The 14850-nt window shown below is 69.0% G+C and carries 15 protein-coding genes; 10 read left to right on the top strand and 5 right to left on the bottom strand.

Annotation, left to right across the window (positions count from 1 at the left end; all coding sequences use genetic code 11):
* Nucleotides 1-3: 3 nt before the first annotated feature.
* The 3 genes from ACFY1L_RS00075 to ACFY1L_RS00065 form a co-directional block, all read right to left on the bottom strand.
* Nucleotides 4-1491 (bottom strand): SPFH domain-containing protein, encoded by a 1488-nt coding sequence (locus ACFY1L_RS00075; protein WP_388815682.1) that lies wholly within the window; start codon nucleotides 1489-1491, stop codon nucleotides 4-6.
* A gap of 167 nt (nucleotides 1492-1658) precedes the next feature.
* The gene (locus ACFY1L_RS00070) at nucleotides 1659-1877 is read right to left on the bottom strand and encodes a hypothetical protein (protein ID WP_275772530.1); all 219 of its coding nucleotides are present in this window, start codon (nucleotides 1875-1877) and stop codon (nucleotides 1659-1661) included.
* A 26-nt stretch (nucleotides 1878-1903) separates the two neighbouring features.
* Entirely contained in the window at nucleotides 1904-3328 is a 1425-nt protein-coding gene (locus ACFY1L_RS00065; protein ID WP_388815679.1) for an amidase, read from the bottom strand.
* 165 nt (nucleotides 3329-3493) lie between these two features.
* Here ACFY1L_RS00065 and ACFY1L_RS00060 point away from each other — a divergent pair, with 165 nt between their 5' ends.
* The 4 genes from ACFY1L_RS00060 (at nucleotide 3494) to ACFY1L_RS00045 (ending at nucleotide 6736) form a co-directional block, all read left to right on the top strand.
* On the top strand, nucleotides 3494-4273 hold the full coding sequence (locus tag ACFY1L_RS00060; protein WP_388815676.1) for an ArsR family transcriptional regulator: 780 nt from the start codon (nucleotides 3494-3496) through the stop codon (nucleotides 4271-4273).
* Nucleotides 4270-4647, top strand: a complete 378-nt coding sequence (locus tag ACFY1L_RS00055) for a VOC family protein (RefSeq protein ID WP_388815673.1) — start codon at nucleotides 4270-4272, stop codon at nucleotides 4645-4647. Before ACFY1L_RS00060 ends, ACFY1L_RS00055 begins: the two co-directional genes overlap by 4 nt.
* 165 nt (nucleotides 4648-4812) lie before the next feature.
* Nucleotides 4813-6201, top strand: coding sequence for a glycoside hydrolase family 43 protein (locus ACFY1L_RS00050; protein ID WP_388815671.1), 1389 nt, complete (start codon nucleotides 4813-4815; stop codon nucleotides 6199-6201).
* Between the two features lie 361 nt (nucleotides 6202-6562).
* Nucleotides 6563-6736, top strand: a complete 174-nt coding sequence (locus tag ACFY1L_RS00045) for a hypothetical protein (protein ID WP_388815668.1) — start codon at nucleotides 6563-6565, stop codon at nucleotides 6734-6736.
* Nucleotides 6737-7084: 348 nt separating this feature from the next.
* Here ACFY1L_RS00045 and ACFY1L_RS00040 read toward each other — a convergent pair whose 3' ends face one another.
* Nucleotides 7085-7507 carry a heme-binding protein gene (locus tag ACFY1L_RS00040; protein WP_388815665.1) on the bottom strand — a complete coding sequence of 141 codons (423 nt, stop codon included), beginning with the start codon at nucleotides 7505-7507 and terminating at the stop codon, nucleotides 7085-7087.
* 179 nt (nucleotides 7508-7686) lie between these two features.
* Nucleotides 7687-8328, bottom strand: a complete 642-nt coding sequence (locus tag ACFY1L_RS00035; protein ID WP_388815662.1) for a TetR/AcrR family transcriptional regulator — start codon at nucleotides 8326-8328, stop codon at nucleotides 7687-7689.
* A gap of 336 nt (nucleotides 8329-8664) precedes the next feature.
* Here ACFY1L_RS00035 and ACFY1L_RS00030 point away from each other — a divergent pair, with 336 nt between their 5' ends.
* From ACFY1L_RS00030 to ACFY1L_RS00005, 6 genes are all read left to right on the top strand, one after another.
* Entirely contained in the window at nucleotides 8665-9957 is a 1293-nt protein-coding gene (locus tag ACFY1L_RS00030; RefSeq protein ID WP_388815660.1) for a Rieske 2Fe-2S domain-containing protein, read from the top strand.
* Nucleotides 9958-9966: 9 nt separating this feature from the next.
* Nucleotides 9967-10929 carry a PDR/VanB family oxidoreductase gene (locus ACFY1L_RS00025; protein WP_388815657.1) on the top strand — a complete coding sequence of 321 codons (963 nt, stop codon included), beginning with the start codon at nucleotides 9967-9969 and terminating at the stop codon, nucleotides 10927-10929.
* Nucleotides 10926-11333, top strand: a complete 408-nt coding sequence (locus tag ACFY1L_RS00020; protein ID WP_388815654.1) for a nuclear transport factor 2 family protein — start codon at nucleotides 10926-10928, stop codon at nucleotides 11331-11333. Before ACFY1L_RS00025 ends, ACFY1L_RS00020 begins: the two co-directional genes overlap by 4 nt.
* Nucleotides 11334-11486: 153 nt before the next feature.
* The gene (locus tag ACFY1L_RS00015; RefSeq protein ID WP_388815651.1) at nucleotides 11487-12977 is read left to right on the top strand and encodes an aldehyde dehydrogenase; all 1491 of its coding nucleotides are present in this window, start codon (nucleotides 11487-11489) and stop codon (nucleotides 12975-12977) included.
* A 236-nt stretch (nucleotides 12978-13213) separates the two neighbouring features.
* Complete coding sequence (locus tag ACFY1L_RS00010; RefSeq protein ID WP_388815648.1) at nucleotides 13214-13810, top strand: nuclear transport factor 2 family protein; 597 nt, start codon at nucleotides 13214-13216, stop codon at nucleotides 13808-13810.
* A gap of 29 nt (nucleotides 13811-13839) precedes the next feature.
* Nucleotides 13840-14850 (top strand): maleylacetate reductase (locus ACFY1L_RS00005; protein ID WP_388815645.1); only part of this gene is annotated, 1011 nt, incomplete at its 3' end.

Here is a 14850-nt window from a genome sequence, read left to right as displayed (position 1 = left end):
CGACTAACCCTCCTTCTCCACCGGCACCTTCTGCGACGGCGGCGCCGCGATCCCGTTCAGGGACGGCGAAGTCCCGTTCGGGGTCTGGCCGTTCTGGTTCATCGAGGCCAGCAGCTGACGGGCCAGGCCGAGGCCGGTGCCGCCCATGGTGAGGGCCTTGGCGAGCATGTCGGCCATGCCGTCCGCGCCGTTGAGCACCACCATGTTGTCGACGCTGCCGAAGGCGGACGCGCCCGCCTTGACGATCTCCGGCCAGTTCTCGGCGAGTTGCTGGGCGACGACCGCCTCCTGGTTCTCGGCGAGGGCCGCGGCCCGCGCCTTGATGGCCTCCGCCTCGGCGAGACCCTGGGCCTTGGTCGCCTCGGCCTCCGCCAGACCCCTGGCCTGCGCAGCCGCCGCCTCCGCCTCACCGGTGGCCCGCGTCGCGGCCGCCGTGGCGGCACCGCGGGTCTTGGTCGCCTCGGCCTCGGCACCCGCGGCCGCCTTGACCCGGGTCGCCTCGGCCGCCGCCGCGAGCTCCGTCTCCTTCGCCTTGGCCTCGGCGGCCGAGATCCGCGCGTCGCGCTCGGCCTCGGCCAGCGTGCGCTTCTCGTAGGCCTTGGCGTCCGCCGGCTTGCGGACGTCCGCCTGGAGCTGCTGCTCCCGCCGGTGCGCCTCGAGTTCGGCGACCCGCGTCTCCTGGACGACGACCTCCTGCCGGGCGGCCGCGTCGGCGAGCGGACCGGCCTGGCGCGCCTTGGCGCCCGCCTTGTCCCGCTCGGCCTGGTAGCCGGCCTGGAGGATCTCGCTGTCCCTGGTCGCCTCGGCCATCCGTGCGTACGCCTGCTGCTCGGCCTCGGTGGCGAGCCGGTTCGACTCCGCCTGCGCGATGCGCGCGTCCCGCTGGACGGCCGAGGCGTGCGGCGCGGCCAGGTTCTGGATGTACCCCGTCGGGTCCTCGATCTCATGGATCTGCAGGGAGTCGACGATGAGACCCAGCTTCTCCATCTCCGTGCCGCAGGCGGCCCGGGTCTGTGCGGTGAGCTTCTCCCGGTCGCGGATCATGTCCTCGACGGTCAACCCGCCGACGATGGACCGCAGATGACCGGCGAACACGTTGTGCACCCGCTCCGCCATCAGCTTCTGCTGGTCGAGGAAGCGGCGGCTCGCGTTCGCGATCGACACGAAGTCGTCGCCCACCTTGAAGATGACCACGCCCCGCACCTTGAGCGGAATGCCCTGGTGGGTCACGCAATCCACATGCAGTTCGGTCTCGTTCAGGTCGAGGGAGAGCTTGCGCACCGCCTGGACACCGGGCAGCACCAGCGTGCCGCGTCCGGTGACGATGCGGAAGCCCATGCCTTCGCCGAGCCCCTCCGTCTTGTGCTTGGAGCCGGAGATGACGAGCGCCTCGTTGGGTTCCGCGACGCGCCACATGAGCTTGAACAGACCGATCAGAACGAGAACGGCGGCAACCGCCACTCCCGCAACGACGCCGACAACCATCGGCATACGCCCCCTTTGCATGGTGCCCTTTCGGCACCGAACGAAGGGAGTGTGCTCCTGCGCGACGCCCGGATAAAGACGCTGACGAATCCTTGTCGCGTTCTTGACGCGCGCGCCCTCAAAACGCTCTCACCTGCGCGGAAGCAGGCTCACGTGTTAAATCAAGTGGCGGCTCAACTGTCGTACGCCTCAGTCACATAGACCGTTCTCGGCGGCAGATACTCCACCACCATCACCACCGTGCCGCGCTCGATCCGTGCCGTCCCGGTGGCCGGATAGGCGAGGAAGTGCTCGGCCCCGCCGCGCACCCGGACGATCACCTCGCCGACCAGCCCGGGCCCGACCGTTCCGGTGACCCGCCCCATGAGCCCGACCATCGACGCATCGTCCATGGCCACAGGGTACGGGCGGAATGGGATCAGGCAGCCGTGGAATCCGTGTCGACGACCTGCGGCGGCCACGCCTCGTGCCAGCGCAACTCCGCCTCCAACTGCGCGGCGAGCGAGATCAACAGGGGTTCGCTGCCGGCCGGTCCGAGCAACTGCGCCCCGACGGGCAGGCCGCCGGAGACGAAACCGGCCGGGACGTTGACGCCGGGCCACCCCAGCACGTTCCACGGCCAGGCGTACGGGCAGGCGGCGATCATCGCGCGGTCGGTGGCGAAGCCGCTGAGCGGCAGCATGGCGCCGATGCGGGGCGGGGGAGCGGCTGTCGTCGGCGCGAGGATCACGTCGTACGACTCGAAGAATCCGCCGATACGACGGTGCAGCACCGCCTCCGCCCGCCGTGCCGCCCGAAGCGGCGCCCCGCCGAGCAGCCGTCCCAGCCGGGCGGCGTCGCGGGTGCGCCGGTCGAGGAGCGCGGGGAACGGCGCCTCGCTGACGCGTTCGGCGAGGCCGACGGTGGCGCGCGGGATGAAGGTGAGCCCGATCTGACCGTACGGCGGGTCGGCCTCCTCGACGACATGCCCCAACTCGGCGATTTTGTCGGCGAGTTCGACGGTCTTCGCGCGCACCTCCGGCTGCAGGCGTGCGGGCAGCGCGGTGAACGGCGGCTTCAGCGCGAGCGCGATACGCAGCCGGCCGGGCTCGCGGCCGACGGCCGCGGACGCGTCGATGGCAGGCGGCTGGTGCGGATCGCGCTCGTCGTTGCCGCTCGCCGCGTCCAGCAACAGGGCCGCGTCGGCGACCGTACGTGCCAGCGTGCCGTTGACGGTGATGCCCTGGAAGGACTCGCCGCGCGGCCAGGTGGAGATGCGGCCGCGCTGGGGCTTGATGCCGATGAGGTGGGTCCAGGAGGCGGGGATGCGCACGGATCCGGCGCCGTCGGAGCCGAGCGCGGCGGGCACGAGCCCGGCGGCGACAGCGGCGGCGGATCCGCCGGACGACCCGCCCGGCGTGTGCTCCGGACTCCACGGATTGCGTGTCGCACCGAACGCGGGCCCCTCGGTGAACGGCCACTGCCCGAACTCGCACGTGTTGGTCTTGCCGACGATCACGGCCCCGGCGGCGCGCAACCGCCGCACGGCCTCGCCGTCTTCGGCGACCGGCGGGAACTCCCCGTCGCAGCCGAACGCGGTCGGCTCACCGGCCACGTCCATGTCGTCCTTGACCGCGACCGGGACACCGAGCAGCGGTTTGCGCACCCCCGCGGCCAACTCCTTGTCGGCAGCGTCGGCTTCGGCGAGCGCGGCCTCCGTCCGCACGATCCGGAAGGCGTTGAGGGAGGACTGCGTGGCCTCGATCCGCGCGAGGGCCTCCTCGACGAGCGCCCGGGAGGTGGTCTGCCCGTCGGCGAGCGCTCGGGCGGACTCCGCCAGGCCTGCGGCACGGTCGAACGTCATGCGGGGCACCTCTCCGGGACGTCGTTGTCTACCGAACAGTAACGTCCGGAGGGCGGGGGCGGAACGGCTCCGACGGCTTGCGGCGCGTAGGGGTGAGGCGACCACCACGATGGCGGATGAGGGCGGGCTCCAATACATCAAATGCATTTGATGTATTCTGGATGGATGATGCCTTCGGGTCACACCACCCCGGCGTTTGTGCATCTGGCCGCGCACCCGCTGCGCTGGCGACTGCTCACCGAGCTGGCCGCGAGCGACTACCGGGTGCGTGAGCTGGTGGAGCGGGTCGGCCAGCCGCAGAACCTGGTCTCCTACCATCTGCGGCTGCTGCGCGGTGGCGGGCTGGTCACCACCCGGCGCAGCAGTTTCGACGCCCGGGACGGCTACTACCACCTGGACCTGGAGCGTTGCGCGGAGGCGCTCGCCGAGGCCGGTACCGCCCTGCACCCGGCGCTGGGATTCCACCCGACCCCGACCCCGACCGCACCGGCACCCACACAACCAACCGCCGTGCTGTTCGCCTGCACCGGAAACAGCGCCCGCTCACCCATCGCCGAGGCGCTGCTACGGCATCACACCGACGGCCGGATCGAGGTGACCAGCGCCGGCAGCCACCCCAAACCCCGCTTCCACCCCAACGCCGTACGGGCCCTGCGCGAGCACCACGGCATCGACATCGCGGCCCGGCGCCCCCGCCACCTGGACGCACTGACCGATCACCGCTTCGACTACGTGATCACCCTGTGCGACAAGGTCCGCGAGGTCTGCCCCGACTTCGGCAGCCGACCGCGGCTCGTTCACTGGAGCCTCCCCGACCCCGCAGCGGCCGACGGCCATCAGCGGGCCGACTACCCCGCTTTCGTCCGTACGGCGGCAGAGATCGACACCCGTATCCGCTACCTGCTGCCGCAGCTCGCCCTCACGCCCAAGGAGGTCAAGTCGTGACCACGCCAGAGCAGTTCGCCAGCGTCCGTTACGTCGTCGACGACGTCCAGGCCGCCGTTGACTTCTACACCACTCACCTGGGTTTCACCCTCCGCAGCCACCCGGCCCCCGCCTTCGCCGACGTGACACGCGGGCCGCTGCGGCTGCTGCTGTCCGGCCCGACCAGCTCCGGCGCCCGCGTCACCCCCAGCGGTGCCGGAGCCGGCCGCAACCGCATCCACCTGATCGTCGACGACCTCGACAAAGAGATCGACCGGCTGCGCGACGCCGGCCTGACCTTCCGCAGTGATGTGGTCAGCGGCCCCGGCGGGCGTCAGATCCTGCTCACCGACCCCGCGGACAACCTCATCGAACTCTTCGAACCCGCCCACTAGGGCAGGGCGGAGCCGGCTCCGGGCGGTCAACACAGCTTTCCCCCAGGCCACTTCTGGTTGCGCGCAAAGCATTGACGTGCCCGTACCTCACCCTTACCTTCTGATCGATTCACCGAACTTCGTTCGAAATATCGAATATAGATTGTGTACGAGGGAGAGCCGCCCGTGACTACACGCCCCCCTGCCCCGTCCCGCCGCGCCCTCCTGCGCGCAATGGCCGCCCTGCCCGCCTCGGCGCTCGTGCTGGGCGAACTGCCGGGCCTGCTCGGCACGGCGTCGGCCGCCGCACCGGCCAGTGGCTCCGCCACCCGCTACACCATCGTCCCGTTCCTCAACAGCAACGACGGCACGGTCAACGTCTACCAGTCCGACGACGCCACGGACTTCCGCCTCGTCAAGGCCTCGGCCTACACCCCGCCGAGCAACAGAATCCGCGACGCGAGCGTCTTCAAGCACACGGACGGCTACTACTACATCACCTACACCACGCACACCTGGCAGGACGTCAGCACGACGATCGGCTTCGCGCGCAGCTCCGACCGGGCCAACTGGACGTTCCTGTACGACTACACGGTGCCGATCACCAACCTGTCCCGGGCCTGGGCGCCGGAGTGGTTCGTCGACAGCGACGGCAGCGTCAACGTCATCGTGTCCTGCTCGCTCGCCAGCGACGAGTGGATCTTCACGCCGTACCGGCTGAAGGCCACCAACTCCGCGCTCACAGCCTGGAGTTCACCGGTCGCCCTGTCCGGTATCGGCTCGAACCACATCGACACGTACATCGTGAAGGTCGGCTCGACGTACCACGCGTTCACGAAGAACGAGACGGCCAAGTACATCGAGTACGGCACGGCGTCCAGTCTGACCGGGCCCTACACGATCTCGAAGACCGGCAACTGGGCGGGCTGGGGAAGCTACCGCGAGGGCCCGTCCGTCATCCAGCTCGACAACGGCGGCTGGCGCATCTTCTTCGACGGCTACGGCGACGGCAACTACTACTACAGCGACAGCTACGACACCTTCGCGACCTGGACCGCCCCGAAGGCCCTGCCCTCCATCTCCGGCACGGCACGCCACTTCACGGTCATCAAGGAGACGGTGTCGGGCGGCCCGACCCTCTCGAAGAACGTCACGCGCTCCCTCCAATCGGCGAACTACACGACGCGTTACTGGCAGGAGCAGTCCTCGCTGCTCAACCTCCCCGTGGTGACGAGCTCCAGCACGAGCGCGGAGAAGACAGCGTCGACGTTCACCGTCGTGGCCGGTCTGGCCGACTCCAACGGCTTCTCCTTCCGCGACTCGTCCGGCAACTACCTGCGGCACTACAACTTCCGCGGACGCTTCGACACGAACGACGGCACGTCGACGTTCGCGAAGGACGCGACGTTCATTGCGCGGACGGGTTCGGCGAGCGGCTCGATCCGCTGGGAGTCGTACAACTATCCCGGGTACTACCTGCGGCACTACAACTACCAACTGGTGGTGAATGCGACGGACGGGACGGATCTGTTCCGGCAGGACAGTTCGTTCGTGCCGGTGGCATCCTGGGCCTGAGCTGCACACCCGCTGACCTGGGCGGTTGCGCTGACGGCTGCGGAATACTTCCCTCCAGTTCTCTAGAATTCCCGGGAGTTCCCGGCCAAGTGCGCAATAGATGTGCAATGACCTTGCTGACTGGAATGTGTCGCTCAGCCAGCAGTGAGCGTGGGCCTGACGAGCCGGCCATCGGCCCATTGCCGCCGGCGAGTGGCGGATGAGGCGGCGCGGAGAAACGGCGGGACTACCTGCCACCCGCCGCGTAGTGGAACTCGATGTGTGGTTGCGGCCCCTATGCGCGCTCGTCGTCGCAGGGGTCGCGGCGTACGCGTCGTACGTGCATCAGCGGGAGTTCGCGATGTAGGGCGGAGCGGACCCAGTGAGTGCTTCGTTGTGGCCCCTGTTGGTGGACGTCCTACTGCTCCTGGCCACGATCGGCCTCTTGAAGCCGTCGGGGCTTGCCACGCGCCGAGCCCGGTGGGTCATCTGGTTGGCCTTCTTGTTGGGAATCGCTGTCTCCCTGGCCGCAAACATCGCGGCTGTACATCCTTAGACGGGCTGCGGCAGCCTCAAGACTCCGAACGCCAGCCATTGGGAGGCTGCGAGCGGCGGATCTCATTGCCGTTGTGAGTAGCCCCTCCAAGCAAGCGTGCGACTTGCTCGCTGATGGGAACGGTGTGTGGCGGACCCTTCACGCGAGCAACTTGGTCGCTCGCTCAGACCTTGACCACGGACTGGCCCGCCGCACAGCACGGTCGGTCCTCGAGTCGGAGGCGGGGCTCGGGCGACTGACGATGATCACATCGGTGATGCCGGAGAGCCTCAGGAGCGCGTTGCGGGTGGTGTCGTTTCGTCCTCGGCGAGGCCTAGTAGCGCGGCCTGCGTCGACCGGGAGGAATGCCTACGCAACGATCTTCGCGACGGAGTCTCGAGCCTGGTGCGCGATGCGGTCGTCAGTGACGTCGTCCGCCCCGCCCACGCCGATGGCACCGATGACCTCGCCGTCGCCCGTCACGATCGGCACGCCGCCGGCGACCGGCAGGAGGTTGGCATCAACCAGGTGAGGAGGTGCCACCTGCATCTGGGGGGACGCGGCGAAGGCCGCGAACTTGGCCGTCGGGACACCGCTCACGGCCGAGGTGTAAGCCTTGCGTCGCGCGGTTTCCACACCGAGAAGACCAACGCCGTCGTCGCTGAGGAGAACCTTCGTGACACCGCTTCGGTTGACCACGACGGCGCACACCTTGTGCCCCTCGGCCCTTCCTGCTTCCAGAGCGGCCAGAGCGGCGCCGTGCGCGATCTCGTAGCTGAGCGGCTCTCGCATGGGGCGGTTCCTTCCCTTGGCGGCCGAGTGGCCGACTGGACGTCTTCCATGGGATTCCCGGGGGCGTCGACAGTCCAGGTCATCGCTGATTCCGGACGTGTTGGAAGCCCGCGACAGTATGTCGCGGCCCGAGGTGAATGTGAAGCGTACCTCGCATTCGCATCAGGGTGCCCGGGGGCTCACTCCGTCGACGCGCCCAGTAGGTACAGGCAGGCAACGTTCGCCAGCTCGTCAGTGAGTTGACGCCACGTCAGCGGTCGCTCGGACTCGAATCGTTCGCCGTGCAGCACGCGGTTCATGCACGCCGCGTACACCAGGCGAAAGGTGACATCCAGCCGCAAGTCCGGCTCTGGCGCGCTGATCATCGGCACGATCGGTTCCAGGAATTGCCGGAACACCTGGCCGGAGTCAATGCTGGCGTCGGACCCGACTTCGGACACTGCGGGATCGGTGGTGCCCGCGGTGATGAAGACACGCATCAGGCGTGCGTGTGCTTCGAACGTCTCCGTGATCCCGGCGACCGCCGAGGCGATCAGTGTGGTCGGGTCTGTGCGCAGCGGAGCGAAGCGGCGGATGATGTCGGCGCGAAAGTGATCGATCATGTCGTGCTGCAGTGCGGCGATCAAGCGGTCCTTGTCGCCGAACCGTCGATAGACACTGCCCACCGAGACGCCCGCTCGAGCGGCGACGGCCGCGATGGTGAGCGCCTCGGTGCCGCCCTCTGTCAGGAGGGCCGTACCCGCTTCCAGGATTCGCTGCTGGGTCAGCCGGCTCCGGGCCTGCTGTGCTGGCGGCAGATCGAGTGAAGGTTCGGTACTCACCGCCTCAGCGTATACGCCGCCGGCATGCGTTCCGGCGGCCCTGCACCTGGCATTGCTGGGTCGTGAGCAGTGGCGCAATCGGGTCGGCGAGCGAGTGCCGTGCAGAGGCGGCACAGTGCCCGACCGGCTCGGAGCTGGGGCGCAACCGTCAGGAAATCAGCCTCTCCCCGCCGAGCGGACACCTGGACATGACCCTTGACGCACCGCGAAGTGAAATGCGAATGTGAATAAACAATCTCATTCGAGGGTCGCGCAGAACGGTGCCCTCGCAGGTGATCCCCCACAGCCCTGCACGCGCCACCAGCTGTGCGCCCGAGCCGCACGGGAGACAAGACGATGACCACCACTTCAGAGGTCGACACCGGTACCGGCTACGGTCGCCCGAAGCCCTCCTACAACGCCCGTCTGCGCGAGGTCGGGCCCGGTACGCCCATGGGGGAGGCCTTGCGTCGCTACTGGCACCCGATCGCCAGCTCGGAGACGCTCGTCGCCGGTGCCCTGCCGCAGAAGACCCGCGTACTGGGCGAGGACCTGGTCGTGTTCCGGGACGGGCAGGGCCAACCCGGTGTCGTGATCGAGCGCTGCACCCACCGCGGTGCCAGTCTCTTCTACGGCCGTGTCGAGGACGACGGCATCCGCTGCTGCTACCACGGCTGGAAGTTCGACACGCAGGGCCGCTGCATCGAGCAGGCGTGTGAGCCGGGCCTGGGGCGCAGGCGCGACGCCGCCCGCCAGCCGTGGTACCCCGTCCAGGAGCGCTACGGCCTGGTCTTCGTCTACATGGGCCCGCCCGAGTTCAAGCCCGAACTCCCGCGCTACGACGCGCTGGAGAACCCCGCGGAGGACGAGAAGTACTTCGCCAGCTGGCCGGTCCCGCACGCCGCGGTCCTTGGTATGCCGGCGGACTTCAACTGGCTCAACATGTACGAGAACGGCGCCGACCCGACGCACGTCACCTGGCTGCACTCCACGCACAGCGGGTACCAGATGCTGGGCACAGGCACGTTCGGCTACCCCGAGAGCTTCTTCGACCCGGCCACAATCGCCGAGCGCGTGACGTACGAGCGCACCGACCACGGCGTGAAGTACGTCCAGCGATTCGAGGTCGAGGGCGAGGACGGTGAGGTCACCGAGTACGGCTTCGCGGTCGAGCAGCACCTTCCCAACATCTTCGGCCTGCCGGACTACGTGAAGATGACCCCCGACAATCCGGACCAGTTGCTGTGGCTGGTGCCCTCCGACGACACCACCAACCGGCTCTTCTTCTCGATCCGCAGCAACGATCCCGAGCGCATGGTCCGCTTCGTGATCGGCATCACGCAGAACGGCAAGCAGAACCACGAGCTGACCGACGAGGAGCGCCACCGCTTCCCCGGTGACGCGGAGGCCCAGGGCTCGCAGGGAGCGATCACCCTGGACTCCGAGGAGACCCTGGCCACCTCGGACCGCGGCGTCGTCATGCTGCGCCGCATGCTGCTCACGATGGTCGACGACGTCGAGGCCGGGCGCGACCCGATCAACATCGTCCGCGACCCCTCGGAGGTCCACCGCACCCAGTCCGGGCTCTTCACCCTCGGCAAGCGCCCGGCGGGCGACGACGCCGACGCCCCGGCCACCGCTGGAATCTGAGCGAGCATCATGAGCAACGATTGGCTCGACACCATCGTGGACGCCCGGCGCGACGCCACCAGTCGGATCGTGGTGCTCGACCTGGTCAGTCCCGACGACGTCGAGCTCCCGGAGTTCGCCGCCGGCGCGCATGTCGACGTACTGGTCGACAGTGCCGCCGGGCTGGTCCGCCAGTACTCCCTGTGCGGGCCGCCGCACGACCGCACCCGCTATCGGCTGGCGGTGCTGGCCGAGACCGCGTCGCGCGGCGGCTCGCTGGGGATGCATCGACTCCGCAAGGGCGACCGGCTGCGGATCTCCCGCCCCCGGAACAGGTTCGGAGTCTCGGACGAGGCACGACGCCATCTGCTGGTGGCCGGCGGTATCGGCGTCACTCCTCTGCTGGCCATGGCACACGCGCTCGAAGCGAGCGGCGCGGAGTACGAGTTGCACTACTGCGCGCGGAGCCGGGGAGACTCGGCGTTCCTCGACGAACTGGAGCACAACCCCCGTGTTCGCCTCCACTTCGACGACGGCCCGGACGACCAGCGGTTCGGCATCGCCACCGACATAGGCCGGCCCGATCCCCACACGGCGATCTACGTCTGCGGACCGGGAGGCTTCATGGACTTCGTGATCTCCTCCGCGCTCGCAGCGGGATGGCCTGCCGAAGCGATCCACAAGGAGCGCTTTGCACCCGTCGAGGACGCCGACGAGCACAAGGCCGGCGGGGCCTTTCGAGTGCGGCTCGCCAGGACCGGCGGCGAGTACGGGATCGAGGAGGGCCAGAGCGTCCTCGACGTCCTGCTCGCCAATGGGGTGGACGCCCCTTATTCGTGCCAGCAGGGAATCTGCGGCGAGTGCATCGTGCGCGTCCTCGCCGGAGAGCCCGACCACCGCGACGACATCCTCACCGATCGGGAACGCGCCGACGGCATGTTCACCACCTGCTCATCGCGAGCACTCTCACCGATTCTGGAGCTGGACCTATGACAGCGACCACGTCCACCGCGGCCACCGCGACCCTCCAGGCGATCGAACAGGCGGAAGCCGCCTGGCTCGTGGCTCTCGTCGAGGGCGAGAAGGCGCTGATCGCCCTCATGCTCGAGGACAGTCACGTCGTCCACGGCCCGGTCGGGAAGATCGACGGCCGGGAGGCCTTCGCCCACTTCGCCTCGACCCGCCGCCGCACCGTCTTCGCCAAGGCCGAGGAACTGAGCATCACGGTCCACGGCGACACCGCGATCACCACGTGTCTCCAGGAGATGCACATCTTCTTCGACGAGAACCTTCCGCCCTTCCCCGTCCAGGAGGCGATGACCCGGGTCTGGGAGAAGACCGCGGAGGGCTGGCGCCTGGCGCACATGCACCAGTCCAAGCGCATGCCGCCGGCCTGACACCCGGGAAGGCCGACCGCATCCCCCTCACGCCGCTGTTCGATGAACGGACAAGAGGCTTCAGGGCGGGCGGTCGGCGGCAGAGAGTTCGACATGAAGATTCCCGCGGCGATCGACGACGATCGCCGCTGCTGTGGAGGCGAGGCGACAACAATGTCAGCTACTGAGATCAAGGCACCCACGTCCGGCGCGGTCCGGACCAGCGACCTCCTCATCGCGGGCGAGCACGTCGCGGCCAGGGACGGCCGCTACTTCGAGACGACCGAGGCCCTGACCGGAGAACCCATTGCACGGGTCGCGGCAGCCTCCGTCGAGGATGTCAACCTCGCGGTGGACGCGGCGGCGGCCGCCCTTCCGGAGTGGTCGGGCCTTCCGCCGGCCGCGCGGCGGTCGGTCCTGGAGCGGGCGGCCGTCCTGCTCGGCGAGCGCACCGACGAGATCGTCGCCACGATGAGCCGCGAGATGGGTGCCACTCTTCCTTGGTGCGGCTTCAACGTGCACGTCGCGAAGGGCATGCTCGTCGAGGCGGCGGCCCAGGCCTACGCGGCTGTCGGCGAGGTCATCCCGTCGGACGTGCCCGGCCTCACCGCCCTCGGTGTGCGTCAGCCGGTCGGCGTCGTCGTCGGCATCGCGCCGTGGAACGCGCCCCTGATCCTCGGTGTGCGTGCCGTCGTGTGGCCACTGGTGTGGGGCAACACGGTTGTGCTGAAGTCCTCCGAGCAGACGCCGCTCACCCAGGCCGCCATCGTCCAGGTGCTGCATGACGCCGGCGTGCCCGCCGGAGCGGTCAACCTGATCAGCAACGCGCCCGAGAACGGTCCGAGCGTCGTCGAGGCCCTGATCGCCCACCCCGCCGTGACCCGCGTGAACTTCACCGGCTCCAGCCGCGTCGGCCGTGTCATCGGCGAACTCGGTGGCCGTCACCTGACCCGGGTGGTCCTCGAACTCGGCGGCAAGGCGCCCTTCTTGGTGCTCCCTGACGCGGATCTGGAGGAGGCCGCCGCCGCGGCGAGCTTCGGTGCCTTCATGAACCAGGGCGAGATCTGTATGTCGACCGAGCGCGTCATCGTCGACCGGACCGTCGCCGACGAGCTCTCCTCCCGCCTGGCCGAGCGTGCCGCCAAGCTGGTCGTCGGCCCCCCGAGCGACCCCGCCTCACAGATCGGCCCGCTGGTCCACACCGCCGCCCGGGACCACGTGGTCGCGTTGATCGAGGACGCCCGTGCCAAGGGCGCGCAGGTCCTGACCGGTGGCACGGCCGACGGCCTGTTCGTGCAGCCCACCGTGGTGCGCGGTGTCACCCCGGACATGCGCATCTACAGCGAGGAGTCCTTCGGACCGGTGGTCTCGATCATCGAGGTCGACTCCACCGACGAAGCCGTCACGGTAGCCAATGACACCGAGTACGGACTCTCCGCAGCGGTCTTCGGCAAGGACGCGGCCGCGGCACTCGACGTCGCCCGTCGGATCAAGTCCGGCATCTGCCACATCAACGGCGCCACCGTGCACGACGAGCCCCAGATGCCCTTCGGCGGTGTCGGCGCCAGCGGCTGGGGCCGCTTCGGCTCCCGCGCCGCGCTGGAGGAGTTCACCGAGCTGCGCTGGATCACCATCCAGTCCGGATCCCGCCACTACCCCATCTGACGATGCGACGAGGTCGTAGGGCGCACGTGACACGGCGTGCGCCGGGCCCCCGGGCCTTGCCCGGCTGGATGTGGTGCCTTGCTGCGGCTTTCAGCCCGGCGGTGGGAGCGGCATGGCTGGCGGAGGTCCGAGAGGCAGAGGCCCTCGAGCAGCTCCACCGAGAGGTGGAGGAGTTCCTCCGGTCCTTCTGACGAGGCCCCTGTACCAGGGACCCCCACCCTTCCAAGGAGTCAACAATGTCGCAGGTCGACAACGACCGCCACGAGATCCGGCAGCTCATCGAGAACTGGGCGCTGTGGCGCGATGCCGGGGACTGGGGCCGCTTCGCCACGGTCTGGCATCCGCGCGACGGCTGGATGAGCGCCACCTGGTTCCAGGGAAGTGCCACCGACTTCATCAAGGCCAGTCGTGAGGGCTTCGAGAACGGAGTCAGCATTCTCCACTTCCTGGGCGGTCACACCGCGGACATCGCCGGCGAACGGGCCATCGCCCAGACGAAGATGACGATCAACCAGCGCGAGAGCATCGACGGCATCGAGGTCGATGTCGTCTGCACCGGCCGCTTCTATGACTTCCTCTCCCGGCACGAGGGGCGCTGGACCCTCGTGCGCCGGCAACCGATCTACGAGAAGGACCGGCTCGACGTCGTCGACCCCGCCGCGTCACTGACGTTGGATCCCGAGCTCCTGGACCGGTTCCCTTCCGGCTACCGGCACTTGGCCTACCTGCAGACCAAGGCGGGTTTCATGGTGAAGGACGGGCTCCCCGGTCTCACCGGCCCAGCGGTCGAGCACATTTACTCCGAAGGCACGCGATGGCTGGCCGGGGCCTGAGGCCGCCAGAGCCACCGAAGGAGCAAGCGATGAGATTCACGCACGAGACCCTTCCCCAGCGGGTGGTGTTCGCGGCCGGGGAGTCGCCCGCCGCTGTGGCGGCGGAGGTCGAGGCACTCGGCAGTTCCAAGGTCATGCTGATCGCGTCGGACCGTGAGAGGGAACTGGCCGATCCGATCGCCAAGGAGATCCCGCTCGTACTGCGTCACGAGGAGGTCGTGATGCACGTACCGGTCGAGGTCGCCGGGCGAGCCCTTCGTGCAGCCTCCGACGCGGGCGCGGACATCCTGGTCAGCGTCGGCGGCGGCTCGACCACGGGTCTGGCCAAGGCGGTGGCGCTGACCACCGGGCTGCCGATCGTCGCGGTACCCACCACGTACGCCGGCTCGGAGGCGACCAACGTGTGGGGCCTGACCGAGGGTGAGACCAAGACCACCGGTGTGGACGGCAAGGTGCTGCCCGCGTCGGTCGTCTACGACGCCGGTCTGCTGACCACGCTGCCCGGCGAGATGACAGTCGCCAGCGGCCTGAACGCGATGGCGCACTGCGTGGACTCGATGTGGGGCCCGCGTGCCGACCCGATCGACCGGGCGCTGGCGCAGGAGGGCATCCGCGCACTGGCGACCGGCCTGCCGGCGGTGGCCGAGGACTCGACCAGCGTCGAGGGCATCGAGCAGACGCTGTACGGCGCCTACCTCGCCGCGGTCGCCTTCGCCTCGGCCGGCTCCGGCATGCATCACAAGATCTGCCACGTCCTCGGCGGCATGTTCAACCTCCCGCACGCCCAGACCCACGCCGTCGTGCTGCCCCACGTCCTGGCCTTCAACGCCCCGCACGCCCCCGAGGCGGAGGCGCGCATCGCCCAGGCCTTCGGCACGGTCTTCCCCACCGACGGGGCGAGCGCGGGCCTGGCCGCCCTCCGCCTGGCGCTGGACGCGCCGAGGGCACTGCGCGACTACGGCATGCCCGAGGACGGCATCGCCAGAGCGCTGGGGCCAATCATGAAAGCGATCCCGGCCAACAACCCCACCCCCGTCACT

The organism is Streptomyces sp. NPDC001663 (genome assembly GCF_042893105.1).
Classification (GTDB): domain Bacteria; phylum Actinomycetota; class Actinomycetes; order Streptomycetales; family Streptomycetaceae; genus Streptomyces.
The sequence above is the reverse complement of the archived record's forward strand: the minus strand, read 5'-3'. Positions and strand labels throughout refer to the sequence as shown.

Coding starts and splice junctions, on each gene's coding strand:
- ACFY1L_RS00075 (WP_388815682.1), bottom strand. CDS start 1,491: ATGCCGATGGTTGTCGGCGTCGTTGCGGGAGTGGCGGTTGCCGCCGTT.
- ACFY1L_RS00070 (WP_275772530.1), bottom strand. CDS start 1,877: ATGGACGATGCGTCGATGGTCGGGCTCATGGGGCGGGTCACCGGAACG.
- ACFY1L_RS00065 (WP_388815679.1), bottom strand. CDS start 3,328: ATGACGTTCGACCGTGCCGCAGGCCTGGCGGAGTCCGCCCGAGCGCTC.
- ACFY1L_RS00060 (WP_388815676.1), top strand. CDS start 3,494: ATGATGCCTTCGGGTCACACCACCCCGGCGTTTGTGCATCTGGCCGCG.
- ACFY1L_RS00040 (WP_388815665.1), bottom strand. CDS start 7,507: ATGCGAGAGCCGCTCAGCTACGAGATCGCGCACGGCGCCGCTCTGGCC.
- ACFY1L_RS00030 (WP_388815660.1), top strand. CDS start 8,665: ATGACCACCACTTCAGAGGTCGACACCGGTACCGGCTACGGTCGCCCG.
- ACFY1L_RS00025 (WP_388815657.1), top strand. CDS start 9,967: ATGAGCAACGATTGGCTCGACACCATCGTGGACGCCCGGCGCGACGCC.
- ACFY1L_RS00020 (WP_388815654.1), top strand. CDS start 10,926: ATGACAGCGACCACGTCCACCGCGGCCACCGCGACCCTCCAGGCGATC.
- ACFY1L_RS00015 (WP_388815651.1), top strand. CDS start 11,487: ATGTCAGCTACTGAGATCAAGGCACCCACGTCCGGCGCGGTCCGGACC.
- ACFY1L_RS00010 (WP_388815648.1), top strand. CDS start 13,214: ATGTCGCAGGTCGACAACGACCGCCACGAGATCCGGCAGCTCATCGAG.